23 protein-coding genes and 1 tRNA gene are annotated in these 24,787 nt (G+C 67.7%); 16 read left to right on the top strand and 8 right to left on the bottom strand.

Annotated elements, in window-relative coordinates; translation table 11 throughout:
* Positions 1-4 precede the first annotated feature (4 nt).
* The 4 genes from CEK29_RS18085 (at position 5) to CEK29_RS18070 (ending at position 3,826) form a co-directional block, all read left to right on the top strand.
* Positions 5-697, top strand: a complete 693-nt coding sequence (locus CEK29_RS18085; RefSeq protein ID WP_094802819.1) for an amino acid ABC transporter permease — start codon at positions 5-7, stop codon at positions 695-697.
* A gap of 3 nt (positions 698-700) precedes the next feature.
* Positions 701-1,459, top strand: a complete 759-nt coding sequence (locus tag CEK29_RS18080; protein ID WP_094858880.1) for an amino acid ABC transporter ATP-binding protein — start codon at positions 701-703, stop codon at positions 1,457-1,459.
* A 182-nt stretch (positions 1,460-1,641) separates the two neighbouring features.
* Positions 1,642-3,201, top strand: coding sequence for an acetolactate synthase large subunit (locus CEK29_RS18075; protein ID WP_094858879.1), 1,560 nt, complete (start codon positions 1,642-1,644; stop codon positions 3,199-3,201).
* Between the two features lie 184 nt (positions 3,202-3,385).
* Positions 3,386-3,826 carry a MaoC family dehydratase gene (locus CEK29_RS18070; RefSeq protein WP_094802813.1) on the top strand — a complete coding sequence of 147 codons (441 nt, stop codon included), beginning with the start codon at positions 3,386-3,388 and terminating at the stop codon, positions 3,824-3,826.
* Positions 3,827-3,900: 74 nt separating this feature from the next.
* Here the strand turns inward: CEK29_RS18070 and CEK29_RS18065 are convergent, their stop codons facing one another.
* Both CEK29_RS18065 and CEK29_RS18060 read right to left on the bottom strand, forming a co-directional pair.
* Positions 3,901-5,094: an acyl-CoA dehydrogenase gene (locus tag CEK29_RS18065; protein ID WP_094802811.1), complete on the bottom strand. Its 1,194-nt coding sequence runs from the start codon at positions 5,092-5,094 to the stop codon at positions 3,901-3,903.
* Between the two features lie 84 nt (positions 5,095-5,178).
* A complete protein-coding gene (locus tag CEK29_RS18060; protein WP_094858878.1) occupies positions 5,179-6,879 on the bottom strand; it encodes a thiamine pyrophosphate-binding protein in 1,701 nt (566 codons plus the stop codon).
* 199 nt (positions 6,880-7,078) lie between these two features.
* On the opposite strand from CEK29_RS18060, the gene CEK29_RS18055 reads away from it, so the two are divergent.
* The 3 genes from CEK29_RS18055 (at position 7,079) to ybaK (ending at position 9,514) form a co-directional block, all read left to right on the top strand.
* On the top strand, positions 7,079-7,993 hold the full coding sequence (locus CEK29_RS18055) for a LysR substrate-binding domain-containing protein (protein ID WP_094802807.1): 915 nt from the start codon (positions 7,079-7,081) through the stop codon (positions 7,991-7,993).
* Positions 7,994-8,066: 73 nt separating this feature from the next.
* Entirely contained in the window at positions 8,067-8,999 is a 933-nt protein-coding gene (gene xerD, locus CEK29_RS18050) for a site-specific tyrosine recombinase XerD (protein ID WP_094858877.1), read from the top strand.
* Positions 9,000-9,019: 20 nt separating this feature from the next.
* Positions 9,020-9,514 (top strand): Cys-tRNA(Pro) deacylase, encoded by a 495-nt coding sequence (gene ybaK / locus CEK29_RS18045; RefSeq protein ID WP_094858876.1) that lies wholly within the window; start codon positions 9,020-9,022, stop codon positions 9,512-9,514.
* Positions 9,515-9,559: 45 nt separating this feature from the next.
* Here ybaK and CEK29_RS18040 read toward each other — a convergent pair whose 3' ends face one another.
* Both CEK29_RS18040 and CEK29_RS18035 read right to left on the bottom strand, forming a co-directional pair.
* Positions 9,560-10,369 carry an IclR family transcriptional regulator gene (locus CEK29_RS18040; RefSeq protein WP_094802801.1) on the bottom strand — a complete coding sequence of 270 codons (810 nt, stop codon included), beginning with the start codon at positions 10,367-10,369 and terminating at the stop codon, positions 9,560-9,562.
* A complete protein-coding gene (locus tag CEK29_RS18035) occupies positions 10,366-10,998 on the bottom strand; it encodes a flavin reductase family protein (RefSeq protein ID WP_094858875.1) in 633 nt (210 codons plus the stop codon). The genes CEK29_RS18040 and CEK29_RS18035 overlap by 4 nt, the downstream gene beginning before the upstream one ends.
* A 245-nt stretch (positions 10,999-11,243) precedes the next feature.
* On the opposite strand from CEK29_RS18035, the gene CEK29_RS18030 reads away from it, so the two are divergent.
* From CEK29_RS18030 to CEK29_RS17995, 8 genes are all read left to right on the top strand, one after another.
* Positions 11,244-12,209 carry a Bug family tripartite tricarboxylate transporter substrate binding protein gene (locus CEK29_RS18030; RefSeq protein WP_094858874.1) on the top strand — a complete coding sequence of 322 codons (966 nt, stop codon included), beginning with the start codon at positions 11,244-11,246 and terminating at the stop codon, positions 12,207-12,209.
* A gap of 41 nt (positions 12,210-12,250) precedes the next feature.
* Positions 12,251-12,631 (top strand): RidA family protein, encoded by a 381-nt coding sequence (locus CEK29_RS18025; RefSeq protein ID WP_094858873.1) that lies wholly within the window; start codon positions 12,251-12,253, stop codon positions 12,629-12,631.
* Between the two features lie 10 nt (positions 12,632-12,641).
* A complete protein-coding gene (locus CEK29_RS18020) occupies positions 12,642-13,514 on the top strand; it encodes an amidohydrolase family protein (protein ID WP_094858872.1) in 873 nt (290 codons plus the stop codon).
* A complete protein-coding gene (locus CEK29_RS18015) occupies positions 13,511-14,395 on the top strand; it encodes a fumarylacetoacetate hydrolase family protein (protein WP_094802791.1) in 885 nt (294 codons plus the stop codon). Before CEK29_RS18020 ends, CEK29_RS18015 begins: the two co-directional genes overlap by 4 nt.
* Positions 14,385-15,167, top strand: a complete 783-nt coding sequence (gene hpaH, locus CEK29_RS18010) for a 2-oxo-hept-4-ene-1,7-dioate hydratase (RefSeq protein ID WP_094858871.1) — start codon at positions 14,385-14,387, stop codon at positions 15,165-15,167. The genes CEK29_RS18015 and hpaH overlap by 11 nt, the downstream gene beginning before the upstream one ends.
* Positions 15,168-15,177: 10 nt before the next feature.
* Positions 15,178-15,945 carry an HpcH/HpaI aldolase family protein gene (locus CEK29_RS18005; RefSeq protein ID WP_094802787.1) on the top strand — a complete coding sequence of 256 codons (768 nt, stop codon included), beginning with the start codon at positions 15,178-15,180 and terminating at the stop codon, positions 15,943-15,945.
* A gap of 138 nt (positions 15,946-16,083) precedes the next feature.
* Positions 16,084-16,662, top strand: coding sequence for a DJ-1/PfpI family protein (locus tag CEK29_RS18000; protein ID WP_094802785.1), 579 nt, complete (start codon positions 16,084-16,086; stop codon positions 16,660-16,662).
* 95 nt (positions 16,663-16,757) lie between these two features.
* Positions 16,758-17,144 carry a ribbon-helix-helix domain-containing protein gene (locus CEK29_RS17995; RefSeq protein ID WP_094858870.1) on the top strand — a complete coding sequence of 129 codons (387 nt, stop codon included), beginning with the start codon at positions 16,758-16,760 and terminating at the stop codon, positions 17,142-17,144.
* Positions 17,145-17,250: 106 nt separating this feature from the next.
* Here CEK29_RS17995 and pbpG read toward each other — a convergent pair whose 3' ends face one another.
* The 4 genes from pbpG to CEK29_RS17975 form a co-directional block, all read right to left on the bottom strand.
* Entirely contained in the window at positions 17,251-18,366 is a 1,116-nt protein-coding gene (gene pbpG, locus CEK29_RS17990; protein ID WP_094858869.1) for a D-alanyl-D-alanine endopeptidase, read from the bottom strand.
* A 362-nt stretch (positions 18,367-18,728) separates the two neighbouring features.
* A tRNA-Arg gene (locus CEK29_RS17985) sits at positions 18,729-18,803 on the bottom strand.
* Between the two features lie 102 nt (positions 18,804-18,905).
* Positions 18,906-19,835: a response regulator transcription factor gene (locus CEK29_RS17980; RefSeq protein WP_212590920.1), complete on the bottom strand. Its 930-nt coding sequence runs from the start codon at positions 19,833-19,835 to the stop codon at positions 18,906-18,908.
* Positions 19,804-23,208 carry a hybrid sensor histidine kinase/response regulator gene (locus CEK29_RS17975; RefSeq protein ID WP_094858868.1) on the bottom strand — a complete coding sequence of 1,135 codons (3,405 nt, stop codon included), beginning with the start codon at positions 23,206-23,208 and terminating at the stop codon, positions 19,804-19,806. Before CEK29_RS17975 ends, CEK29_RS17980 begins: the two co-directional genes overlap by 32 nt.
* A 233-nt stretch (positions 23,209-23,441) precedes the next feature.
* Between CEK29_RS17975 and urtA the strand changes: the two genes are divergently transcribed.
* The gene (urtA, locus tag CEK29_RS17970; protein WP_094802777.1) at positions 23,442-24,713 is read left to right on the top strand and encodes an urea ABC transporter substrate-binding protein; all 1,272 of its coding nucleotides are present in this window, start codon (positions 23,442-23,444) and stop codon (positions 24,711-24,713) included.
* Positions 24,714-24,787: the final 74 nt, after the last annotated feature.

The raw sequence follows: 24,787 nt of genomic DNA, 5'->3' as shown, positions 1-24,787 counted from the left end.
GACAATGGACCTCGAAACCCTGCGCATGTACCTGACGCCGCTCGCCGAGGGCTCGGTCTGGACCCTCGCGCTCTTTTTCTGCTCGGCGTTTCTGGCGGTGGGGGTAGGCCTGGTCGTCTGTCTGTGCCGACTGTCGAAGTCGCCGGTGCTCTCGCGCGCCGCCCGCTTCTACATCGAAGTGATCCGCGGCACGCCGCTGCTGCTGCAGCTCTTCTACATCTATTACGGCTTGCCCGAAATGGGCGTGGTGATCGACGGCTTCACGGCCGGCGTGCTGGGGCTCACGCTCAATTTCGGCGCCTACCTGGCCGAGCTGTTCCGCAGCGGCATCCAGTCGGTCGACTCGGGGCAGTACGAGGCCGCGCGGGCGCTCGGCCTGAGAAAGGTCGACCGGCTGCGCCGCATCGTGCTGCCGCAGGCGCTGCGCACCGTGTTTCCGGCGTTGGGCAACTATGCGCTGGTGCTCGTGAAAGAAACCTCGCTGGTCGCGGTGATCAGCGTCTACGAGCTGATGCGGGCGGGCGAAATGCTGGCCGGGGCGACCTTCCAGGCGCTGACGGTCTACACCATGGTGGGCGTCATCTACTTCGCCATGTGCAGCGTGCTCTCGTATTTGTTTCGCCGCTCCGAAAAGCGGCTCGCGGTGCCCGGCTACTGGAATGGCGGCGGCGAAAACCACGACATCTCCAAGGCCTGACCCATGCTCACGACTTCCACTTCCGCACCCGTCATCCGCCTGCGCAATGTGAGCAAATGGTATGGCGACTTCAAGGTGATCGACGACCTCTCGCTCGATGTGCACGCCGGCGAAAAGCTGATCCTGTGCGGCCCGTCGGGCTCGGGCAAGTCCACCACCATCCGGCTCATCAACCGGCTCGAAGAACACCAGGAGGGCAGCATCGTCGTCAATGGCGTCGAGCTCGACGACACGCTGTCCAACATCGAACGCATCCGCGCCGATGTGGGCATGGTGTTCCAGCACTTCAATCTCTTTCCGCATCTCACGGTGCGCGAGAACTGCACCATCGCGCCGCGCCTGGTGAAGCACGTGTCCGAGGCCGAGGCCGACGCGCGCGCGATGCAGTTTCTCGAGCGCGTGCACATTCCGCATCTGGCCGACAAGTACCCCGGCCAGCTGTCCGGTGGCCAGAAGCAGCGCGTGGCGATCGCGCGTGCGCTGTGCATGCAGCCCAAGGTCATGCTGTTCGACGAACCGACCTCGGCGCTCGATCCCGAAATGGTGAAAGAGGTGCTCGAGACCATGGTGGAGCTGGCGCGCGATGGCATGACCATGATCTGCGTGACGCACGAGATGGGCTTTGCGCGCGAGGTCGGTGATCGCGTGGTTTTCATGGACGGCGGCCGCATCGTCGAGACGGCCGCGCCGCAACACTTCTTTTCCGCGCCGCAGACCGAGCGTGCCCAGGCCTTTCTGGGGCAATTGCTGCCTGCGATGTGAGGCACGCACGCCGCGTCTCAGGGTCTACCCTAGGCGCGGCGGCCGTGCGCGGAGTGGTTCCATGCCGCCACCCCGAAATGGACCTAGCCGCGGTGCCGGTCTATCCCTATCATGGGTCCCATCCTGCGGCCGCACTCCGGCCCGCGTCCCCGTACCCCACTTTTCATTGCACATCACAGACCATGAACGGCGCCGATAGCCTTTGCGATACCCTGCTGGCCAACGATATTGATGTCTGCTTCGCCAATCCCGGCACCTCCGAGATGCACTTCGTGGCGGCGCTCGATCGCAAGCCGCGCATGCGTTGCGTGCTGGGCCTGTTCGAAGGCGTGGTCACCGGCGCGGCCGACGGCTATGCCCGCATGGCCGACAAGCCCGCCGCCACGTTGCTGCATCTGGGCCCGGGCCTGGGTAACGGCCTGGCCAATCTGCACAACGCGCGCCGCGCCCGCACGCCCATGGTCAACGTGGTGGGCGATCACGCCACCTATCACGTCCAATACGACGCCCCGCTCACGAGCGACGCCGAGGGCGTGGCGCGGCCCATGTCGCACTGGGTCGATCGCATCACCGACGCGGCGTCGGTCGCACGCCAGACCGGCGAAGCGATCCGCGTGGCGCGTAGCGCACCGGGCAACGTCACCACGCTGATCCTGCCGGCCGACGCGGCCTGGACCGATCTGCCGGACAACACGCCGGCGCCCACGCCGGTCCAGCCCGACGCCCCGAAACCGGTCGCGGCCGAGGCCGTGCGCGCGGCGGCCGAAGCGATCCGCTCGGGCCAGAGCACCACGCTGCTGCTGGGCGGCACCGCGCTGCGCGGTCGCGCGCTCGCCGCCGCCGGTCGCATCGCGCAGGCTTTCGGCGTGCGCCTCGTGAGCGAAACCTCCAACCGTCGTATCGAGCGCGGCATCACGCGCGCGCCCGTCACGCGTCTGCCGTATCCGGTGGATCAGGCTGTGGCGTTCCTGAAGGACGTCAAGCATCTGATCATGGTGGGTTCGCGTTCGCCGGTGGCGTTCTTCGCCTATCCCGGCAAGCCCAGCCTGCTCGCCCCCGAAAGCGCCAACCAACTGGTGCTGGCCGCGATCGACCAGGACCTGACCCAGGCGCTGGAGTGGCTGGCCGAAGAGCTGGGCCTCAAGAGCGACGCGCCCGGCCTCATCGCCAAGCCGCTGACCGACGGCCCGCCCACCAGCGGCAAGCTCACCGGCGCGGCCATCAATCGCGTGGTGGCCAGCCTGATCCCCGACAATGCGATCCTGGTCGACGAGTCGATCACGCAGGGCCGCGAGTTCGGCAACTTCAGCGAAGTCTCGGCGCCGCACGATCTGCTGCAACTGACGGGCGGTGCCATCGGCATCGGCCTGCCGATGGCGGCCGGCGCGGCCGTCGCCTGCCCGGATCGCAAGGTCATCACGCTGCAGGCCGATGGCAGCGGCATGTACACGGTGCAGGCGCTCTGGACCCAGGCCCGTGAAAGCCTCGACTGCCTGACGGTGGTGTACGCCAACCGCACCTACGCCACGCTGCACGGCGAGATGAAAAACGTGGGCGTGCAGGAGCCCGGCGTGAACGCGCGCCGCATGCTCGATCTGGATCAGCCCGAGCTCGATTGGGTGTCGCTCGCCCGCGGTCTAGGTGTCGAAGCCGTGCGCGTGGATTCGATCGAAGCCTTCACGAGCGCCGTGCAGGCCGGCCTGGCGCGCAAGGGCCCGTTCTTGATCGAAGCCCTGATCTGACCGCACCGTGGACCATCGAGGGTTTTCGCCTGCGGGCCGCGTCTAGGCCACACGCCCCAAGGCGAAACGCCTCTTCGATGGCCTGCAGGCCGAAGGCGCGGCGTGGGGACTGACAACTCCCCATTGGTGCGCGCCCTCGCTTGGTCTATCCTGGATTCAGGACCACGCACGCACGGAGGAGTACATGAAGTTCGCCGAGTTTCGTCAGGGCATGGTGATCAAGGGCGGCCCGATGGTCGTCAAGGAAGACGAGATCCTCGAGTTTGCCCGGCGCTACGATCCGCAGTGGTTCCACACCGACGTGCAGCGCGCCGCCGAAGGCCGCTGGGGCGGCCTCATCGCGAGCGGCTGGCACACCTGTGCCATGGCCATGCGCATGGCGGTCGATGCCGTGCTGCATGATTCCGAATCCTTTGGCTCGCCCGGCCTGGGCGAGGTGCGCTGGCGTGTGCCGGTGCGGCCGAACGACACGCTCACGCTGCATATGCGCGTGCAGGGGGCACGCAGCTCCTCGTCGCGCGAGGACCTCGGCATCGTGACCTGGGTCTGGGTCGTCTACAACCAGCACGACGAGGCCGTCCTCGAGCTCGACGCCACCAGCCTGTTCGATCTGAGCGAAGCCTGAACCGCACGTTCGCAAACAAAAGGCCCCGCGGCGTGAGCCACGGGGCCTTTTTTTCGCCTGAGCGCCCGCCGCGATCAGAAGAACGCTTGCAGGCCGGTCTGGGCGCGGCCCAAAATCAGCGCGTGCACGTCGTGCGTGCCTTCGTAGGTGTTGACCACTTCGAGGTTGACCAGGTGACGGGCCACGCCGAACTCGTCGGAGATGCCGTTGCCGCCCAGCATGTCGCGCGCGAGGCGGGCGATGTCCAGAGCCTTGCCGCACGAATTGCGCTTCATGATCGAGGTGATTTCGACGGCGGCGGTGCCTTCGTCCTTCATGCGGCCCAGGCGCAGGCAGCCTTGCAGCGCCAGCGTGATTTCGGTCTGCATGTCGGCCAGCTTCTTCTGGATCAGCTGGTTCTGCGCCAGGGGGCGGCCGAACTGCTTGCGATCCATCGTGTACTGGCGGGCGGTGTGCCAGCAGGCTTCGGCGGCGCCGACGGCACCCCAGGCGATACCGTAGCGGGCCGAGTTCAGGCACGTGAAGGGGCCGCGCAGGCCGCTCACGCCAGGCATCATCTGGTCTTCGCTGATCTCGACTTCGTCCATGACGATTTCGCCGGTGATCGAGGCGCGCAGGCCGACCTTGCCGTGGATGGCCGGGGCCGACAGACCCTTCATGCCCTTTTCGAGGATGAAGCCGCGGATCTTGCCGTCGAATTCACCGCCCACGCACTTGCCCCACACCACGAACACGTCGGCGATCGGCGAGTTGGTGATCCACATCTTGCTGCCGCTCAGCTTGTAGCCGTCGGCGGTCTTGACCGCGCGGGTTTCCATGCCGTTGGGGTCGGAGCCGTGGTTGGGTTCGGTCAGGCCGAAGCAGCCGATCCACTGGCCGCTGGCCAGCTTGGGCAGGTACTTCTGCTTTTGCGCTTCGCTGCCGAATTCGTTGATCGGCACCATGACCAGCGACGACTGCACGCTCATCATCGAGCGGTAGCCCGAATCGACGCGCTCGACTTCGCGGGCGATCAGGCCGTAGCTCACGTAGTTCAGGCCAGCGCCGCCGTATTCGACGGGTATGGTGGCGCCCAGCAGGCCCAGCTCGCCCATTTCGGCGAAGATCGCCGGGTCGGTCTTTTCGTTGCGGAAGGCTTCGAGCACGCGCGGCGCCAGCTTGTCCTGGGCATAGGCCTGGGCAGCGTCACGCACCATGCGTTCTTCTTCGGTGAGCTGCTGGTCCAGCAACAGGGGATCTTGCCAGTGGAAGGAGGGCGTCGAGGACATGCGGTACTCCGGTACGGGATGCGAAAGTTTAAATGTAAAGTATTTTGCCGACGGGCACGCGCGGGGTTTACCCGCGCGCGGCCCTTATTTGCCGGCCTGTTGCGCGGCCGCGCGGATCTTGTCCAGCGTGGTCGACGGCGTGATGGTCTGCGGATCGATCAGGCAGTGCAGGATGGCCGGCTTGCCGCTGGCCAGCGCGCGTTCGTAGGCCGGGCCGAATTCCTCGGCCGTCTCGACGCGCTCGCCATGACCGCCGAAGGCGCGGGCATAGTCGGCGAAATCGGGGTTCTTCAGTTCGGTGGCCGACACGCGGCCGGGGTAGTGCTTTTCCTGGTGCATGCGGATCGTGCCGTACATGCCGTTGTCGACCAGCACCACGATGATGGGCAGATCGTATTGCACGGCCGTGGCGAACTCCTGGCCGTGCATCAGGAAGCAGCCATCGCCGGCAAAGCAGATCACGGTCTTGTCGGGCCAGACGCGCTTGGCGCCCACGGCGGCCGGCAGGCCATAGCCCATCGAGCCCGAGGTCGGGGCGAGCTGGGTGCCGAAGCGCGTGAAGCGGTGGAAGCGGTGCAGCCAGGTGGCGTAGTTGCCCGCGCCGTTGGTCATGATGGCGTCGGCCGGCAGCTTGTCTTCGAGATAGGCCATGACTTCGCCCAACTGCAGGCGGCCCGGCGTCTTGACCGTCGTGGGATCGCTCCACTTCAGGTAGCTCTCGCGCATCGTCTTCGTGCCCTCGGCCCAGGCCGGGGTGGCGGCGGGCGCCGGCACGGCGGCAAGCGCGGCGCAGAACGCCGACGGCGAGACGTTGACGGCCAGGTGCGGGCGATACACACGCGCCAGCTCGGCGCTGTCGGGATGCACGTGGACCAGCTTCTGGCGCGGCACGGGGATGTCGAGCAGGGTGTAGGCCTGGCTCGGGTTTTCGGACATGCGACCGCCCACCAGCAGGATCAGGTCGGCGTCGTTCAGGCGCTGGAGCAGCGCGGGATTGATGCCCAGACCCACGTCGCCGATGTAGCAGGGGTGATCCGCCGGGAACAGCATCTGACGGCGGAACGACACGGCCGTGGGCAGCGCGTGCGCACGGGCGAAATCGGCGAACTGTTGCACCGCGCGGGCATCCCAGCGGGTGCCGCCCAGGATGGCGACCGGATTGCGCGCGCCGGCCAGCAGGCTGGCGAGCTCGTCGATCTGGCCCGCGGCGGGCGCGGCGTCGATCACTTCGTAATGCGGCGCGTCCGGCACGGAGGCGAACTCGACCAGCATGTCTTCGGGCAGCGCGATCACGACCGGGCCGGGGCGGCCCGAGGTGGCGATATGAAACGCGCGCGAGAGCAGCTCGGGAATGCGTTCGACCTGATCGATCTCGGTGACCCACTTGGCCTGCGTGCCGAACACGGCGCGGTAGTCCATTTCCTGGAAGGCTTCGCGCTCCCGCATGCCGCGTTCGATCTGGCCCACGAACAAAATCAGCGGCGTGGAATCCTGCTTGGCGATGTGCACGCCGGCCAGCGCGTTGGAGGCGCCGGGGCCGCGCGTGACCATGCAGATGCCGGGCTCGCCGGTCAGCTTGCCGTGCGCGTCGGCCATCATGGCGGCGCCGCCTTCCTGGCGGCAGACCGTCACATCGATGTTGGCATCGTGCAGACCGTCCAGCACCGCGAGATAGCTTTCGCCGGGCACGCAGAACACATGCTTGACGCCGTGGGCGACCAGTTGGTCGACCAGGATGTGGCCGCCCATGCGGGCGGCGGGAGTGGAAGAGGTTTGGGTGTTCATTGGACAGGCCACGGGGGAATATCACGCGAGGATAGTGTTCCTCACTTGCACAACGCAATTGATAAAATTGCACATCATGTTGACCTGCGGACACGTCAGCCGGTGCTGCGTTGCAGCAACCGGGGCTGGCCGCGGGTGGCGGCGATTCCTCCCCAGGAGGCTGCCGCCGCGAACCAGGAGGGGGCCGCGAGCCCGGGCCATGAGAAACGGAATTCCCAATCTGAGCGCGCTACAGGCTTTCGAGGCGTCCGCCCGCCTGGGCAGCTTCTCGCGGGCGGCCGAAGAGTTGTCGCTCACCCACAGCGCCGTCTACCGCCAGGTGGCCAGCCTCGAGGCCCGGCTCGGCGTGGAGCTGTTCACCCGGGTGCGGCGCCGCATCGTGCTGACCGACCACGGTGCCGAGTACGCCGGCCGTATCCGTCACCATTTAGATCAGATCGAGAAAGATACCTTCGGCCTGGTCAGCCGCACCGGCATGGGCCGCAGCATCCACATCGCCGTCGTGCCGACGCTGGCCACCACCTGGCTGATTCCGCGCCTGGCCCGGTTTCAGGAGGCCCAGCCCGACATCACGGTGAGTCTGTCGGTGCGCACACTGCCGTTCCAGTTCAAGGACCAGCCCTTCGACGGCGCGCTCTACCATGGCGACGGCATCTGGCCCGGCACGCAGGGGGCGTTGTTGTTTCCCGAGCGCGAGCTGGTGCCGGTGTGCGCGCCGCATCTGGCCGCCGGGCTGGCCGAGGAGGGCGGTGCCGCGCGCGCCACGGAGCGCGGCGCCGCGCCGTTGCCGGGGCTGATGCATCTGCACCTGGCCTCGCGGCCGGATGCGTGGCGGCAGTGGTACACGGCCAACAATCATGTCTACGGCCCGCAGGCGGCGGGCGGCCCGCGCTACGAGCTGTTCACCATGGTGATGGCCGCGGTGCAGGCCGGCCTGGGCGTGGGCCTCATGCCGCGTTTTCTGGCGCAGCCCGCGCTGGACGCCGGCACGCTGGTGATGCCGGTGCCGCAATCGCTCGCGGTCAGTCAGGGCTACTACTTCGGCTATCCGCAGCGCAGCGAGCGATCCGGCGCGCTGCGGGTCTTCGAAGACTGGCTGCGCGCGCAGGCCTGAACGCCGCGTTCCGTGCCATTCCGGACGCCTCCACTAGAATGAGCCGCTTCCTCCGACCCGTGACGTCCCACCCATGACCGACCGCGCCACCCTGGTTTCGCAAGCCGACATCGACGCCTTCATCGATGCCGTCTGGCTCGAGGACGGCCTTGCCGCCAACACGCTGGCCGCCTACCGGCGCGACCTGAGCGCGTTCGCGCACTGGCTCGAGCATCCGGGCGAGCACGGCGGGCTGGCCGGCGCCGGCCAGCTCCGCGAGGCGGGCGCCGCCGACATCTCGGCCTGGTTCGCCGCGCGTCACGAAGAAAGCCGTCCCACCACCGCCAACCGCCGGCTCGCGGCCTTGCGCCGCTTCTATGCCTGGGCGTTGCGCGAACATCTGGTTCAGGCCGATCCCTGTCTGACGCTGGTGGCGGCCAAACAGCCGCTGCGCGTGCCCAAGACCCTGTCGGAGAACCAGGTGGAGGCGCTGCTGGCCGCGCCCGATCTCAAGACCGCGCGGGGCCTGCGCGATCGGGCCATGCTCGAAACCCTGTATGCCACGGGCTTGCGCGTCAGCGAGCTCGTCGGCGTGAAAGTGCTCGACGTGAGTCTGAACGAGGGCGTGGTGCGCGTGGTGCAGGGCAAGGGTGGCAAAGACCGGCTCGTGCCGCTGGGCGCCGAGGCCGCGCACTGGCTCGATCAGTATCTGCGCGAGGCGCGGCCCGAGCTCGCGGGCGGGCGTGCCGCCGACGCGATGTTTCTCACGGCGCGCGCCGAGGCGATGTCGCGGCAGGCCTTCTGGCAGCTGGTGAAAAAATACGCGCTGCTCGCTGACGTGCGCGCGCCGCTGTCGCCCCACGTGCTGCGCCATGCCTTCGCCACGCATCTGCTGAACCACGGCGCCGACCTGCGCGTGGTGCAGCTGCTGCTCGGCCACGCCGATATTTCCACCACCCAGATCTATACTCACGTCGCGCGTGAACGCTTGCGCGCGTTGCATGCGGCGCATCATCCGCGCGCCTGAGCTCACTTCCCGATGCCATCATGAGCAAGACCAGCCGTCACGTCTCGGAAACCCCCGCCACGCAGTTCCTCAAGCAGAACAAGGCGGCCTATACCGAGCACACCTATGACTACGTCGACCACGGCGGGGCGCGGGAGTCCGCGCGCCAGCTGGGCGTGGATCCGCATGCGGTGGTCAAAACGCTCATCATGGAAGACGAGGCGGCGCGGCCGCTCGTGGTGCTGATGCACGGCGACCGCGAGGTCTCCACCAAGAACCTCGCGCGTCAGGCGGGCCTGAAGAAGGTGGCGCCCTGCCAGCCCGAGGTGGCGCAGCGTCACTCCGGCTATCAGGTGGGCGGCACCTCGCCCTTCGGCACGCGCAAACGCATGCCGGTATTCGTGGAGGCCACCGTGCTGGACCACGAGCACATCTATATCAACGGCGGACGCCGGGGCTACCTGATCGGCATCGCGCCGCGGGTGCTGGTGGACCTGCTGGGCGCCAAGCCCGTCAACGTCGGCCTCGAAGCCTAGCCGCCATCGCGGCCGGCGCGGGTCGCACCCGGTGGGCGAGGCGCTTCAGGCCGTCACGCGCTTTGCGCTCGCTTGCGCCAGCTGCGCGTGCCGCGCCGCGATCGCCGCCGCCGTCTCGCGCATCCGCGCGGTCACCATCCCGAAGCGTTGCGGCGCCAGGCGCTCCGCCATCGCCGTGACCGTCACCGCGCCCAGGGCCTCGCCCGCGGGGGTCAGGATCGGCAACGCGACCGCGCTGGTGCCGGGCATCAGGCCGGCCGGCGCATGCGCCAGCCCGCGCTCGCGGGCCTGTTCGACACGCGCGAGGATGTCGTCGACCCGTTCGCCCAACACGCCGAGCCGGGCGGCGTTGTCTTCGACCAGCACGCGGCTCAGCGCCGGGTCCAGGTTCGCCAGCAGGGCCACGCCCGACACGCCCACGCCCAGCGGCCGGCGCACGCCCACCTCGATGGACAGCACCTGAATCGGATGATGACCGGTGCAGCGGCCGATGCAGATCGAATCGTGTCCGTGGCGGATGCTCAGGAACACCGTGTCGCCGACTTGATCGGCCAGCTCGGCCAGATACGGCTCGGCCAGTGTCAGCAACGGAAACCGCCGCGTGCGCGCCAGCCCCAGCAAGCTGACCTCGGGCCCGATCAGATAGCGCCGCGTCGCCGCGTCCTGTTCCACGGCGCCTTCCTGGATCAGCGTTTTCAACAACCGGTGCACGGTCGGGCGGTTCAGCCCGGACATCCGCTCCAGGTCGACCAGGCGTACACCGCGCTCCTGGCCGCACGCGACCAGGCGCAGCAAGGCCAGCGCGCGGCGCACGGTCTGGGCGCCGCCGGCGCCTTCGTCGGCAGCGGTGGTCATGGGGTCTCGGACGGCATGAGGGACTTGGCCGTCTGGCGGATCGCGCGCTTGGTCACGATCGGACCGAGCGCGGCGTAGTTGGGGCCGCCGATGCGGCACACCGGGCGCAGCAGCGTGGTGTCGATCTTGCCGTCCTGCAGCAGGCCATCGCGGATATGGAAGCGCAGCACCTCGCCCACGAAGAACTCGGCGCCGGTGGCGCCGAACGGCGTGACACTGTGATAACGGCACTCCAGGCTGATCGGCGCGTCGGCCAGGCGCGGCGTGGCGATGGTCTCGCCGGGCAGCACCGCCAGGCCCAGCAGCTCGGCCTCGCTGATCTCGGGCGGGTGTTCCTCCGCGCTCGCGTGGATGGCGTCGAGCAGCGACTCATCGCCGATGTTCACGACGAAGTGGCCGTGCGCGAGGATGTTGCTCGCGGTGTCCTTGCGCACGCCCGCCTTGCGGCCGATGTTCACGCCCACCATGGGCGGCGTGTTCGACACGAAGGTGTAGCAGCTGAAGGGTGCGAGGTTGACGCCGCCCGCGGGGCTCAGGGTGCTGATCCAGGCGATGGGCCGGGGCACCACGATGCCGCTCATGAGGCGGTAGGTCTGTTCGGGATTCAGGTCGCTGGCGTCCAGGCGCATGGCAGTCTCGCTTCGTAGTCCGGATATTGAACCATCAATTGCGCGGGGCGCTCGCGCGGCCTCGCGGAAAACCGCTTTATTTTCGGTCTCGGAACCGCCGAGTGGCGGGCGTGGATCAGAGGCATCCGGCCGAAAAGTCCAATATTCGGAACTTTTTGCCAATTCGGCGTTGTCCGCACGCCGCCAAATTCCTAGAGTCTCATCACACAACAACAAAACGTGATTCAACGATCAGGAGACAAACCATGAACCGCAGCATGCGCCTTTGCGCCGCCGTGGCGTTGACCGCCTTCACTTCCCTGGCTCACGCGGCCTGGCCCGAGAAACCCGTCAAGATCGTGGTGCCCTATCCGCCGGGCGGCAATGTGGACGTGGCCGCGCGGCTGATCGCGCCGGGGCTGCAGGCCGCGCTGGGCCAGCCCTTCATTGTCGAAAACAAGCCCGGCGCCGGCGGCATGATCGCGGGCGAGCAGGTGGCCCGCAGCGATCCCGATGGCTACACGCTCTTCATGGCGGCCAATGGCCCGCTGCTGTTCTCGCCGCTGATCTTCAAGCGCGAGGCCTACAAATGGGATCGCGACTTCGCGCCCATCAGCTCGATCTCGTATACGCCGCTGGTGCTGCAGGTCAAACCGGCGCTGCCGGCCAAGACGCTCGGCGAGCTCATCGAGCTGGCCAAGAAAGAGCCCGGCAAGCTCAACATGGCCTCGCCCGGCGCCGGCACGACCAATCATCTCGTGAGTGAGCTGCTGCAGTCGCTCACCGGCGCGCGCTGGACCACCGCGCAATACAAGGGCAATGCGCCGGCCACCACCGACCTGCTGGGCGGCCAGGTGGACTTTAACTTCGATCAGATCTCGGTGGCGCTGCCGTACGTGAAAGAAGGGCGCCTGCGCGCCCTCGCGGTGACCACGGCCAAGCGGGTGCCGTCGATGCCCGATGTGCCGACCTTCGCCGAGGCCGGCGTGCAGGGCATGGAGGCCGCCACGTTCACGGGACTGCTGGCCCCCAAGGGCACCTCGCCCGAGATCCTGGCGCAGCTGAGCGCGGCGCTCACCAAGATCCTCGCCGAACCCGGCATCGTGCAGCGCTTCGCGGATCTCGGCGCCGAGGCGCGCGGCAGCACGCCCGAGGAATTCACCCGCTATCTGGCCGCGGAAGACGCGCGCTGGACCCCGATCATTCAGCGCGCGAACATCACGGCCAACTGAGGCCGCTCGCCCGCGCCCACTCTCACGACACGGATAACGCCATGAGCAGACGCAGCATCTATGCTGAAGGCTTCAGCCACAAGAACCCGATCCCGGCCGCGTGCCGCATCGGCCCGATGCTGTATTCGGGCAGCATCCAGGGCACCGATCCCGCCACGGGCGCCTACGGCGACACGCTCGAGCGCCAGTGCGAGCTGATGTTCGACCACGTGCGGCGCATCGTCGAGGGCGGGGGCGGCTCGCTCGCCCACATCGCCAAAATGACCGTGTGGATGCGGGATCGCGGACAACGCGCCGCGCTGAACGCCGTGTGGTTGCGGGCCTTTCCCGACCCGCAGGACCGGCCCGCGCGCCACACCATGCAGGCCGACCTCGATGGCGACAAGCTGATCGAGTGCGACTTCGTCGCCGTGATCGATTGAGGAGACGCCGATGACGCAATATCAGGCATTCAATCCCAACCCCACGGCGCCGGCCACGCGGCTGCCGCCCCTGTCCTGCGACAGCCAGTTCCACGTGTTCGGGCCTGCCGAGCGCTATCCGGTGCGGCCCGGCGCGGCCTACACCATGCCGAGCGCCACGATCGATGTCGCGCTGCGTCTGCATCGCCTGCTCGGGATCGAGCGCGGCGTGATCGTGCAGGCCACCACGTACGGCGCCGACCACGAGGTGGTGCTCGACGGCCTGGCCGCGGCCGGGCCCAACTATCGCGGCTGCGCCAATGCCGTCGTGCTGGCCGAGCGCGACGACGCCTACCTGGCCAGGCTGCACGATGCGGGCGTGCGCGGTGCGCGCTTCACGCGCCAGGGCCTGGGCATCAGCATGGCGCCTGCGGTGTTCGAGCGCGCCATCGCGCGCATCCGCGAACTCGGCTGGTACGCGAAATTTCAGCCCGAGCCCGACGGCATGATGGCGCAGGTCGCGCAGTTCGAACGCCTGGACATTCCGGTGCTGCTCGATCACATGGGCCGCGCCGATCCCACGCTGGGCGAGGCAGACCCGACGCGCCAGAAGCTCGTCGAGTTGCTCGAGCGCGGCAATTTCTGGGTGATGCTGTCGCTGACCGAGAAGCTCTCGCGCGGCGGCCCGCCCTGGGACGACGTCACGCCGCTCGCGCAGGCCCTGATCGCCGCCAATCCCGACCGGGTGGTGTGGGGCAGCGACTGGCCCCACCCCGTGTCGGTCAAGGCCACGCCCGACGAAGGCCGGCTGGTGGACCAGCTGGTGCGCTACGCCGGCGATGCCGCCACCCTGAAAAAAATCCTGGTCGACAACCCGGCCCGCCTGTTTGGATTCGACGCATGAAACTGCTTACCTTTTCGCATCAGGGCCGCACGCGCTTCGGCGCGCTGCGCGGCGATCACGACATCGTCGCGCTCGACGAGCTGGGCCACGCCAGCCTGCACACCGCGCTCGCAGCCGGTGCGCTCGACGAGCTGGCGCATGCCGCGCAGGCCCGCCCGGTCACGCACCGGCTGGCCGACGTGCAGCTGCTGCCGCCGATTCTCGCGCCCGAAAAAATCATCTGCGTGGGCGTGAACTACGGCAAGCGCAACGAGGAGTACCAGGACGGCAGCGCGCCGCCGGCCTATCCCAGCGTGTTCCCGCGCTTTCCGGGTTCCTTCGTGGGCCACGGCCAGGCGCTGCTGCGTCCGCCCGAGTCGGAGCAGCTCGATTACGAGGGCGAGATCGCCATCGTGATCGGCAAGACCGGCCGGCGCATCGCCGCCGAGGACGCCTGGCAGCACGTAGCCGGCCTGACCTGCCTGAACGAAGGCACCGTGCGCGACTGGCTGCGGCACGGCAAATTCAATGTGACGCAGGGCAAGAACTTCGACGCCAGCGGCTCGATGGGGCCGTGGCTGGTGACGGCCGACGAGTTCGACCCGGCCGCGCCCCTGACCGTGAGCACGCGCGTCAACGGCGAGCTGCGCCAGCAGGACAGCACCGACAACCTGATGTTTCCGTTTGCCGAGCTGATCCGCTACATCTCGATCTGGACCACGCTCAAGCCGGGCGACGTGATCTCGACCGGCACGCCCATCGGCGCCGGCGTGCGCTTCACGCCGCCGCGCTTCTTGAAGCCCGGCGATGTCGTCGAGGTGGAGGTCTCGGGCATCGGTGTGCTGTCCAACCCGGTGGCCGACGAGGCCGTCACGCCTGCAGGAGCCTCGCATGCTGAATGACGCCGACCGCGACCGCGCCGCGCAACTGCTGATCGAGGCCGAGCGCACCGGCGTGCCGACCACGCAGCTCGATCAAGTCTTCCCGGACATCGAGATCGCCGATTCCTACGCCATCCAGCAGCGCATCATCGACGAGAAACTGGCCGCAGGCGCGCGCCTGCGCGGCCACAAGATCGGCCTCACCTCCAAGGCGATGCAGAGCACGGTCGGCATCGACGAGCCCGATTACGGCCATCTGCTCGACACGATGTTCTTCCAGGACGGCGAGACCATCTCCACCGAGAAGCTCATCGTGCCGCGCGTCGAAGTGGAGCTGGCCTTCGTGCTGGGCAAGCCGCTGCGCGGGCCCGGCGTCAGCCTGTTCGATGTGCTGGACGCCACCGATTACGTGGTGCCCGCCCTCGAGCTGATCGATGGCCGCAGCAAGTATCCGCGCCGGATCGTCGACAACATCGCCGACAACGCCGCCTGCGCCGGCATCGTGCTCGGTGGCCGCCCGGTGCGGCCGCTCGACATCGATCTGCGCTGGGTCGGCGCGCTGCTCTTCAAGAACGGCGTGATCGAGGAGTCGGGCGTGTCGGCCGCGGTGCTCGGTCATCCGGCGCTGGGCATCGCATGGCTGGCCAACAAGCTGGCGCTGCACGACACCGGGCTGGAGGCGGGCCACATCGTGCTGGCCGGCTCCTTCACGCGCACGGTGGCCGTGGCGCGCGGCGACACCCTGCACGCCGACTACGGCAAGCTCGGCAGCATCTCGGTGCACTTCTCCTAGGACACGGCGTATGGACCTCCCGATCAATCCGTTCAAGCGCGCATTGCGCGAGCAGCGGCACCAGACTGGCCTGTGGGTCACGCTGGGCCATCCCAACAGCACCGAGCTGGTCGCGGCCAGCGGCTTCGACTGGCTGCTGATCGATACCGAGCACACGCCGGTGGTGTTGCCCACCGTGATGGCGCAGCTGCAGGCCGCCGCCGGCTACGGCAGCCACGCCGTGGTCCGCCCCTCGTGGAACGACAAGGTCCAGATCAAACAGTACCTGGACATCGGCGCGCAGACCCTGTTGCTGCCCTATGTGCAGAACGCCGCCGAAGCCGAGAGCGCGGTGGCCGGCATGCGCTACGCGCCGCGCGGTGTGCGCGGCGTGAGCGGCACCATGCGCGCCACCCGCTATGGCCGCGTGCCGGATTACATGCGGCGCTGCGAAGAAGAACTCTGCCTGCTGGTGCAGGCCGAGACCGGCGAGGCGCTCGAGAACCTCGACGCCATCATCGCGGTGGATGGCGTCGATGGCGTCTTCATCGGCCCCGCCGATCTCGCCGCCAGTCTGGGCTATCCCGGCGAGCCGGGGCATCCCAAGGTGGTGGCGGCGGTGGAAGGGGCGATCGCGCGGGTGCGCGCGGCGGGCAAGGCCCCCGGCGTGCTCACCCCCGACGAAACGCTGGCGCGCCGCTATATGGCCGCCGGCAGCCTGTACACCGCCGTGGGCGTGGACGCCGCCATTCTGGTGCGGCACTGCGACGCGCTGGCGCAGCGGTTCCGCGCGGACTGAGCGCCGCCGCATTCTGTAGCAGCTGCGGTACGGGAATACCACCCGTACCGCGCGGCGGTCTCGCACAATGCTCCGACAAGAACAACGACACGCCGCCGCATTCGCGCGCGGCCCATCCTGTCCTCACCGGAGACGCTCATGAGCAAGACACTGCTGATGCTGGTCGGCGATTACGCCGAAGACTACGAAACCATGGTGCCGTTCCAGACCTTGCTGGCCGTGGGCCACAAGGTGCATGCCGTGTGCCCCGACAAGAAGGCCGGCGACAGCGTCGCCACCGCGATCCACGATTTCGAGGGCGCGCAGACCTACAGCGAAAAGCGCGGTCATAACTTCGCGCTCAATTACGACTTCGACCGCGTCGAGCCGGAAAACTACGACGGGCTCGTGATTCCGGGCGGCCGCGCGCCCGAGTACCTGCGGCTGAACGAGCGCGTGCTCGAGATCGTGCGCCACTTCGACCAGGCCAAAAAGCCCATCGCGGCGGTCTGCCACGGCGCGCAGCTGCTCGCCGCCGCCGGCATCCTGAAAGGCCGCACCTGCTCGGCCTATCCGGCCTGCGCGCCCGAGGTGAAGCTGGCCGGTGGCACCTATGCCGAGATCGGCATCGATCAGGCCCACACCGACGGCAATCTGGTCACCGCGCCCGCGTGGCCGGCCCACCCAGCCTGGCTGGCGCAGTTCCTCGCCGTGCTGGGCACGCGCATCTCGCACTGAGGCCGCGGGGGCCGGGCGCAGGCCTTGCCCCCATTGCCCTGGCGGGCCGCCCGGCCTACATTCAAGGGATCCCCACACTCGCGGCGGGAGCCCCCATGTGCGAAATCTTCGTGCGCGCCAACGCGCAATCCTATGCCACCGAAGCCCGGTCACTGCGTCTGCACGGCGTGGCCACCAGCGTGCGCATGGAAAAGCTCTTCTGGAACGTGCTGGAGGAGATCGCGGCGCGCGACGGCATGCGCGTCACGCAGCTGATCGAGCGGCTCTACGACGAGCTGAGCGAGTACCGCGGCGAGGCCGCCAACTTCACCTCGTTCCTGCGCGTGTGCTGCCTGCGGTACCAGATGCTGCAGGCCGATGGCCGCATCCCGCGCGATGCCTCGGTCCCGATTCGCGGGCTCGACGCCCGCACCGTGTTGCAGGGCCTGCCGGCAAACCTCTACGACGAGCAGCCGCTGCGCGTGCCCGCGCATACCGCCTGATACCGGCCCAGCCTGCCGCCGCCGGCGCTGCACGCGCCTGGCGCGATTCTGCAAAAAAAACGCCGCTGTGTGAGCAGCGGCGATTTTTGTTATTGAGCGCGAGGTCTTAGAGCATGGCCACGTCGCTTTGCAGAATGCGTCGGATGCGCACGGCGTCGCCGATGCGGGACAGCTTTCCTTGCGAGTCGAGCAGCACGATGGCGACATCGCGGCCGTTGATCCGCGCCAGCATGACGAGGCATTCGCCCGCTTCGTTGATGAAGCCGGTCTTGGACACCTTGATATCCCAGTCGGGCTTGCGCACCAGCAGATTGGTGTTGCGGAAGGTTTGCGTGCGCTTGTTGATCTCGACGTCGTATTCCGTGTCGGTGGAATAGCGGTGGATCAGCGGACGCTGCGCCGTGGCACGCAGCAACCGCGCCAGATCGTGCGGCGACGACACGTTTTCGCTCGACAGCCCGGTGGGCTCGACGAAATGCGTGCTCAGCATGCCCAGCGAGCGGGCCTTGGCGTTCATCGCGGTCACGAAGGCCGACAGGCCGCCCGGGTAGTTGCGGCCCAGCGCGTGCGCCGCCCGGTTTTCGGAGGACATCAGCGCTAGATGCAGCATGTCGCCACGCGACAGGCGCGTGCCCACACGCAGGCGCGACGTGGTGTGCTTGAGCGTGTCGACGTCGTCATCGGTGACCTCGATCACCTCGTCCATCGGCAGGTTGGCGTCCACCACGACCAGGGCGGTCATGAGCTTGGAAATCGAGGCGATCGGGCGCACCACGTTTTCGTTCTTGGCGAACATCACCGTGGAGGTTTCGAGGTCCTGCACGTACGCCGTGCTGGAGCGCAGCGCGCGCGCCTCGGCGGCCGGCGAGGCGGCGACCGGCGGCATGGCCGCATCGGTGGCCACGGCGGCGGCGCCAGCCCTGGCGGCCTGCTTGCGCGTGGATGCCTTGATCTTGCTGTTGGAGTTCTTGCTGGCGGACGCCGTCTTGGCGCCGCTCTTGCTGCTGCTCTTGGCCGAGGATTTGCTGGAAGACTTGCTGGTCGGTTTCGCGGCGCTGGTTTTTTTCTTGGCTTGCGCCGCCTTGCAGGCGGACGACTTCGCGTTGGTCTTGCAGGGATCCTTGGCAGGGGCCGCGTGGGCGGCCACGGGCAGGAGCGCAGCGGCTGCCAGCGCCAGGGGCGCCAGAGCCGTCGAGATCGCTCTCATCCAGAAAAATGCCATGGGATACAAACCTTGTCTGAATGTTCAGATGTCTTGCCCGGATCTGTTTCAGTAATGCACTGAAAAAATCCAGTTGAATTAGGGGGTTACGCGCCAAATTTAAACAGCAATTTGAACTTGTGCGCAAGTGGAACTTCAACGCAGCCGCGCATGAAATAAAGGGACATATTGGCGGGCATGACAGCGGTGACGTGCCGGCGCCGGCAAGCGTATACCGGAACGGCCTGCGGCAGGCTGAATGGCGGTGCCGGGCGCGGGTATATCCCGAATGGGGACGAAGCGCAGGAAGCTGATCTCGGACGGAACGCTTCACAAGGCGCAGGATGGCGTAGCGCGAGGCGTGTGCGGGGCGGGAAGGGAGCTGGCCTCGCCGGGTGGAATCGAACCACCAATTGACCCTTAGGAGGGGCCGGTTATATCCGTTTAACTACGGCGAGCGCGCGGCAGACGGGCGGTTGGGGCAAAGCGCCCGCGCCCGTGTGGCGGAGTGCCGCATTCTAGCACTGGCGGGTGCGCGTCACCGGGCCGGGCCCCGGCCGTCAGCGGGTGCCCGCGTGGCGCGCCGCGATGGCCGCCGCGGCGGTGCGGGTTTCCACGCCCAGCTTCACGAATATGTGTTCCAGGTGCTTGTTCACGGTGCGCGGCGCCATGCCCAGGATGTCGGCGATGTCGCGATTGGTCTTGCCCTTGGCGAGCCAGTCCAGCACATCGAGCTCGCGCGGGGTGAGGCCGTAGGCGGTGGCCAGCGACTCCGACGGGGGCGCGGGGTGCGGGCGTTCTTCGAGCAGCAGCAGCGTTTCGCCCGACCGGCGCGAGGCCGACAGGCTCACCACCAGATTGCCGCGCACGCCGGGCACCACCCACGGCGGCGCGGCGGGCCCCTGCGGCAGATGGCTGGCGATCCAGTCGGCCAGGGGCACCGGCAGATCGGGAGCGTCGTCCGGGCTGCCCAGGTAATCCGACAGCCACAGCCGCGCCCGCCCGGTCTTCCAGATGGCGCGGCCCCGCGCGTCCAGTACCACCACGGCGCGCGCGGCGGCGTCCAGCGCATCGTAGGCCGCCGACAGATGGCGCGCATTGCGCAGATGCGTGTCCAGGCGCGCCAGCACCACGTCCGGGTCGAGCGGCTTGGTCACGTAATCGACGCCGCCGCTGCGAAAGCCCCGCAACACATGCTCCGGGTCGGTGAGTCCGGTCATGAAGACCACCGGCACCTGCGCGGCCGCGTGATGGGCCTTCAGGCGCGCGCAGGTCTCGAAACCGTCCATGCCGGGCATCACGGCATCCATGAGCACGATGTCCGGCACCACGTAATCCACCCGCTCGATGGCGCTGAGGCCGTCGGTCGCGATCAGCACGCGGTACCCGGCCTCGTCCAGCGCGGTGGACAGCATCTTGAGATTGTCGGGCGCGTCGTCGACCAGCATGACGAGGTTTTTATCGGGCGAGGGCATGATGGCGCTGTACATGGTCTTTGAGCAGTCGATTGAACTCGGCGAGCTGGAATTCGCTGGCCAGGGTGTGCAGGTGGCGCGTGAGCCGTGCGGCGTGCGGTTGCCGCTGGCCGATCTCGTCGAGCTTGGCGAGAATGCCCTTGATGTAGCCCATGGCGCCGAGTTCGAGCAGCGCTTCGGCGTCTTCGCGTTCCAGCGCCACGCCGTGCAGTTCGCCGTCGCTCACCGGCTGCACCGGCGCCGCGGCCTCGGTGATCCAGCGCAGGCGCAGATGCGTGCCGATGCGCGCCAGCAGATCATCGAGGATCACGGGCTTGGCGATGAAGTCGGTGTGGCCGCTCTGGGCGGTCTCCTTGGGATCCAGGCCATGCACATTGGCCGACAGCATCACGATAGGCACCGCGACGCCTTCGGCGCGCAACGCGCGGCACACGTCCCAGCCGGCCATCGCGGGCATCGAGACGTCCATCAGGATCAGGGCGGGGCGCAGCGTGTGCACGCACGCCAGGCAGGCGGGTCCGCCGTCCGCTTCGTGCACGGCGAAGCCCAGCGGTTCGAGCATGTCGCGGACCAGACGGCGCTGCGACGCCTGATCGTCGACCGTGAGGATGCGCAGCCGTTCGCCCTCATAGCCGATCACCGGTCCCGCGGGACGCGCGTCGCCGCGCGGCGAGCGCACTTCGGGCAGGAACAGCTTGAGCGTGAACGTGCTGCCCGCGCCGACCTGGCTACGCACGCGGATCTCGCCGCCCATGATGTTGGTGAGCATGCGGCAGATCGTGAGGCCCAGCCCGGTGCCGGTATCGGCCTGTTCGGCCGCGGCCCAGCTGCGCTCGAAAGGCAGAAAGATGCGCTCCATGTCGGCCTCCGGGATGCCCATGCCCGTGTCGCTCACCGCGAACTGCACCATGTCGGCGGCGTACTGGACGCGCAGGGCCACCTCGCCCGCCTGCGTGAACTTGACCGCATTGCTGAGCAGGTTGATCAGGATCTGGCGCAGACGCTTCTCGTCGATGTGCACGATCTGCGGCAGATCGGGCGCGCACTCATAGCGGAAATGCAGGCCCTTGAGCGAGGTCTGCGGCCGGAACATCTGGACCATCTGCTCCAGGAATTCGGGCAGGCGCAGCTCGCCGTTCTCGAGGCGCAGCTTGCCGGCTTCGATCCGCGCGATATCCAGCAGCCCGTCGATCAGGCCGACCAGGTGCCTGCCGCTGCGGTGGATCACGTCGATGGCCTCGCGGCGCGGCGCGGGCAATGTCGGGTCGCGTTGCAGGATCTGGGCATAGCCCAGGATGCTGTTGAGCGGCGCCCGCAGCTCGTGGCTCATGCCGCTCATGAAGCGGCTCTTGGCGAGGTTGGCGCTTTCGGCGGCCTCTTTCGCCTGCTGCAACTGCGCGTCGGTGTGGCCGTGCGCCTCGATCTCGCGCAGCAGCAGCGTGGTCTGGCGATCCGACTCTTCCTGCGCCACGCGCCGGCTCTCCTGCGTGAGCACCAGCCACCAGGCCGCCACCCCGGCGATCAAAAGCAGCGCCGCGTAGAGCTTGAAGAAGGTGGCGCGCAGCGTGGCGAGTTCCAGCGCCGCATGACGATAGCTCACGGCTTCCTGGTAATAGATCAGCCCCAGGATCGCGCCCAGCAACAGCGCGATGCCGCTCACGATGAGCAGGTAGTGCACCAGACGGGTGTGAAGCACGCCGCTCAGACCCGCGGGCAGGATGCGCTGCAAGGCGCCGCCGACCTGGTCCTGCAGCCGCGACTGGGGTTTGCAGCGGTCGTGGCAGCGTGCGTCCAGCGTGCAGCACAAGGAACAGATGGCGCCGTTGTAGGCCGGGCAATGCGCCATGTCGGGCGGCTCGAAGGGGTTGGCGCAGATCACGCAGGCCAGCGCCTGCGTGCCGGGCAGGGCCTGCGGAGGGCGCGCCAGGTTGTAGCGCCCGCGCGTGGCCCAGGCGATCAGCGGCGCGCAGGCAAACGCGGCCAGCAGCGCCACGAACGGCGACAGCGCCTGGGCCAGCGCGCCCGCCGTACCCGGAAACACGCCCGCGAAGGCCAGCAGCGCCAGCGAGATCGCGATCAGCATGCTGCCCACGCCCACGGGGTTGATGTCGTACAGATAGGCGCGGCGAAACTCGATGCGGGCGGGCGACAGGCCGAGCGGCTTGTTGATGACCAGGTCGGCCACCAGCGCGCCGATCCAGGCCAGCGCCACATGCGAGAACAGCGCGAGCACATGCTCGAGCGCGCCGAACACGCCCATCTCCATCAGCACCACCGCGATCAGCACGTTGAACACCAGCCAGACGACGCGGCCCGGGTGGCTGTGCGTGACGCGGGCGAAGAAGTTGGACCAGGCCAGCGAGCCGGCATAGGCGTTCGTGACATTGATCTTGATCTGCGACACCACCACGAACAGCGTCACCAGTGCCAGCGCCAGCCCGCCATGGTCGACCACATAGCCGTAGGCGATCAGATACATGTGGTTGGGGTCCGCGGCCTTTTCGGCGCTCACGCCGTGCCCGAGCGCCAGGTAGGCGAGGAACGCGCCGCCCAGGATTTTGGCCGCGCCGGGCAGGATCCAGCCCGGGCCCGCGCAGAGCAGGGCGGCCCACCAGCGCACGCGGTTGGCGCGCGTGCGGGGCGGCAGGAAGCGCAGGTAGTCGACCTGCTCGCCTATCTGCGTCACGAGCGAGGCGGCCACCGCCACCGCGGCGCCGAACATGAGCAGGTTGAAGTTGCCGCCGCGGCCGTCGTAGCCCTCGAAGCGCAGGAAGTCGGCGACCGCGCCGGGATCCTTGAACAGGATGAACGCATACGGCAGCAGCAACAGCAGCAGCCAGACCGGCTGGGTCCAGGCCTGCAGGCGGTTGATGAAGGTGATGCCGTAGGTCACGAGCGGAATCACGACCACCGCGCACAGCAGATAGCCGATCGTGAGCGGCAGGCCCGTCGCCAGCTCCAGGGCCAGCGCCATGATGGCCGCCTCGAGCGCGAAGAAGATGAACGTGAACGACGCGTAGATCAGCGAGGTGATGGTCGAGCCGATGTAGCCGAAGCCCGCGCCGCGCGTCAGCAGGTCCATGTCCAGGCCTTCGCGCGCCGCGTAATACGCGATGGGCAGGCCCGTCAGGAAGGTGACGATCGCCACGGCCACGATGGCCCAGAACGCGTTGACGAATCCGTAGTTCAGCGCGAGCGCGCCGCCGATCGCCTCCAGGGCGAGGAACGACACCGCGCCGACGGCTGTATTCGCCACGCGAAACTCCGACCACTTGCGAAACGACACCGGCGTGAAGCGCAGCGCATAGTCTTCGAGGGTCTCGTTCGAGACCCAGGTGTTGTAGTCGCGGCGAATCTTGACGATGCGTTGCGGTGCACTGGTTGACAAGACAGGACTCCGGCGAGGACGCGGGACAGGGCGCGGCCGCGATGAGTGCGCTTGCGGCATGCGTCGTTTGACGTACGACGTTTTGTAGCCCGGGCGGCGCGGCGTGCCTGTACGTCAATCAACGTATGTTGCAGTGCGTCATGGGTTCCTAGTATGCACCCAAGCTCCGGGCCGCGGTCTGCTCCGCACATGCTCGGTTTCCCTGGTCGTGATCTCTCGTTAGGAGTTCCCCGATGTCTGGCAAATCCCCCTTCGATCGGGCCGGCGCAGGCCCCGTGTCGCCCTCGCGCCGCCGTGTCGCGCTGACCCTGGCCGGCCTGCCGCTGCTGGGCGTTCCGGCCCTGGCGCGGGCGGCCGCCCCGGCCACGTCCGCCATCAACACCACGGGCCTCGCCATTACCGACACCGAGGTCACCGTCGGCCAGCTGCATTCCGCCACGGGCACGATGGCCATCAGCGAAACGGGATCGATCCAGTCCGAGCGCCTGGCGATCGAGCAGATCAACGCGATGGGCGGGATCCTGGGCCGCAAGATCAAGGTCATCCAGGAAGACGGCGCGTCCGACTGGCCGACCTTCGCCGAGAAGGCGCGCAAGCTGCTGGTGAGCGACAAGGTGGCGACCGTGTTCGGGTGCTGGACTTCGGCCTCGCGCAAGGCGGTGCTGCCGGTGTTCGAGAAGGAAAACGGCCTGCTCTACTACCCGACCTTCTACGAAGGCCTGGAGCAATCCAAGAACGTGTTCTACACGGGGCAGGAGGCCACGCAGCAAATCCTCTCGAGCCTGGACTGGCTGGCACGCGAGCAGAAGGCCAAGAGCTTCTACCTGATCGGCTCGGATTACATCTGGCCGCGCACGTCGAACAAGATCGCCCGCAAGCACATCGAAAACGTGCTCAAGGGCCAGGTCGTGGGCGAGGAGTATTACCCGCTGGGCCACACGCAGTTCGGTTCGCTGATCAACAAGATCAAGCTGCGCAAGCCAGACGTGGTCTTCGCCGTGGTGGTGGGCGGCAGCAACGTGTCGTTCTACAAGCAGCTCAAGGCGGCCGGCGTGACCAGCGACAAGCAGAAGCTGCTCACGATCTCGGTCACCGAAGACGAGCTGCTGGGGATCGGCGGCGAAAACGCCGAAGGCTTCTGGTCGTGCATGAAGTACTTCCAGAGCCTGGACAACCCCAACAACAAGAAATTCGTCGAGGCGTTCAAGGCCAAGTACGGCGCCAACGCCGTGATCGGCGACGTGACCCAGGCCGCGTACCTCGGGCCGTGGCTCTGGAAGATGGCCGTCGAGAAGGCCGGCAGCTTCGATGTCGACAAGGTCGTGGCGGCCTCGGCGAACCTGGAGTTCAAGGAAGCGCCCGAAGGCTACGTCAAGATCGATCCGAACCACCATCTCTGGAGCAAGACGCGCATCGGCCAGATCCGCAAGGATGGTCAGTTCAACGTGATCTACGAAACCGCGGATCTCATCAAGCCCGATCCCTTCCCCAAGGGTTATCAGTAAGCCGCGCGGACACCGCGGTGTCCGTGGCCGATCCGTGCGCGCCGAGGGCGCGCACGGCCTGTTTCATGCCGGGA

It is taken from the genome of Bordetella genomosp. 5 (assembly GCF_002261475.1).
GTDB lineage: Bacteria > Pseudomonadota > Gammaproteobacteria > Burkholderiales > Burkholderiaceae_B > Bordetella.
Note: the sequence above shows the minus strand (reverse complement) of the source record. Positions and strands in the feature narration are given on the sequence as shown.

Coding starts and splice junctions, on each gene's coding strand:
- CEK29_RS18085 (WP_094802819.1), top strand. CDS start 5: ATGGACCTCGAAACCCTGCGCATGTACCTGACGCCGCTCGCCGAGGGC.
- CEK29_RS18080 (WP_094858880.1), top strand. CDS start 701: ATGCTCACGACTTCCACTTCCGCACCCGTCATCCGCCTGCGCAATGTG.
- CEK29_RS18075 (WP_094858879.1), top strand. CDS start 1,642: ATGAACGGCGCCGATAGCCTTTGCGATACCCTGCTGGCCAACGATATT.
- CEK29_RS18070 (WP_094802813.1), top strand. CDS start 3,386: ATGAAGTTCGCCGAGTTTCGTCAGGGCATGGTGATCAAGGGCGGCCCG.
- CEK29_RS18065 (WP_094802811.1), bottom strand. CDS start 5,094: ATGTCCTCGACGCCCTCCTTCCACTGGCAAGATCCCCTGTTGCTGGAC.
- CEK29_RS18060 (WP_094858878.1), bottom strand. CDS start 6,879: ATGAACACCCAAACCTCTTCCACTCCCGCCGCCCGCATGGGCGGCCAC.
- CEK29_RS18055 (WP_094802807.1), top strand. CDS start 7,079: ATGAGAAACGGAATTCCCAATCTGAGCGCGCTACAGGCTTTCGAGGCG.
- xerD (WP_094858877.1), top strand. CDS start 8,067: ATGACCGACCGCGCCACCCTGGTTTCGCAAGCCGACATCGACGCCTTC.
- ybaK (WP_094858876.1), top strand. CDS start 9,020: ATGAGCAAGACCAGCCGTCACGTCTCGGAAACCCCCGCCACGCAGTTC.
- CEK29_RS18040 (WP_094802801.1), bottom strand. CDS start 10,369: ATGACCACCGCTGCCGACGAAGGCGCCGGCGGCGCCCAGACCGTGCGC.
- CEK29_RS18035 (WP_094858875.1), bottom strand. CDS start 10,998: ATGCGCCTGGACGCCAGCGACCTGAATCCCGAACAGACCTACCGCCTC.
- CEK29_RS18030 (WP_094858874.1), top strand. CDS start 11,244: ATGAACCGCAGCATGCGCCTTTGCGCCGCCGTGGCGTTGACCGCCTTC.
- CEK29_RS18025 (WP_094858873.1), top strand. CDS start 12,251: ATGAGCAGACGCAGCATCTATGCTGAAGGCTTCAGCCACAAGAACCCG.
- CEK29_RS18020 (WP_094858872.1), top strand. CDS start 12,642: ATGACGCAATATCAGGCATTCAATCCCAACCCCACGGCGCCGGCCACG.
- CEK29_RS18015 (WP_094802791.1), top strand. CDS start 13,511: ATGAAACTGCTTACCTTTTCGCATCAGGGCCGCACGCGCTTCGGCGCG.
- hpaH (WP_094858871.1), top strand. CDS start 14,385: ATGCTGAATGACGCCGACCGCGACCGCGCCGCGCAACTGCTGATCGAG.
- CEK29_RS18005 (WP_094802787.1), top strand. CDS start 15,178: ATGGACCTCCCGATCAATCCGTTCAAGCGCGCATTGCGCGAGCAGCGG.
- CEK29_RS18000 (WP_094802785.1), top strand. CDS start 16,084: ATGAGCAAGACACTGCTGATGCTGGTCGGCGATTACGCCGAAGACTAC.
- CEK29_RS17995 (WP_094858870.1), top strand. CDS start 16,758: ATGTGCGAAATCTTCGTGCGCGCCAACGCGCAATCCTATGCCACCGAA.
- pbpG (WP_094858869.1), bottom strand. CDS start 18,366: ATGGCATTTTTCTGGATGAGAGCGATCTCGACGGCTCTGGCGCCCCTG.
- CEK29_RS17980 (WP_212590920.1), bottom strand. CDS start 19,835: ATGTACAGCGCCATCATGCCCTCGCCCGATAAAAACCTCGTCATGCTG.
- urtA (WP_094802777.1), top strand. CDS start 23,442: ATGTCTGGCAAATCCCCCTTCGATCGGGCCGGCGCAGGCCCCGTGTCG.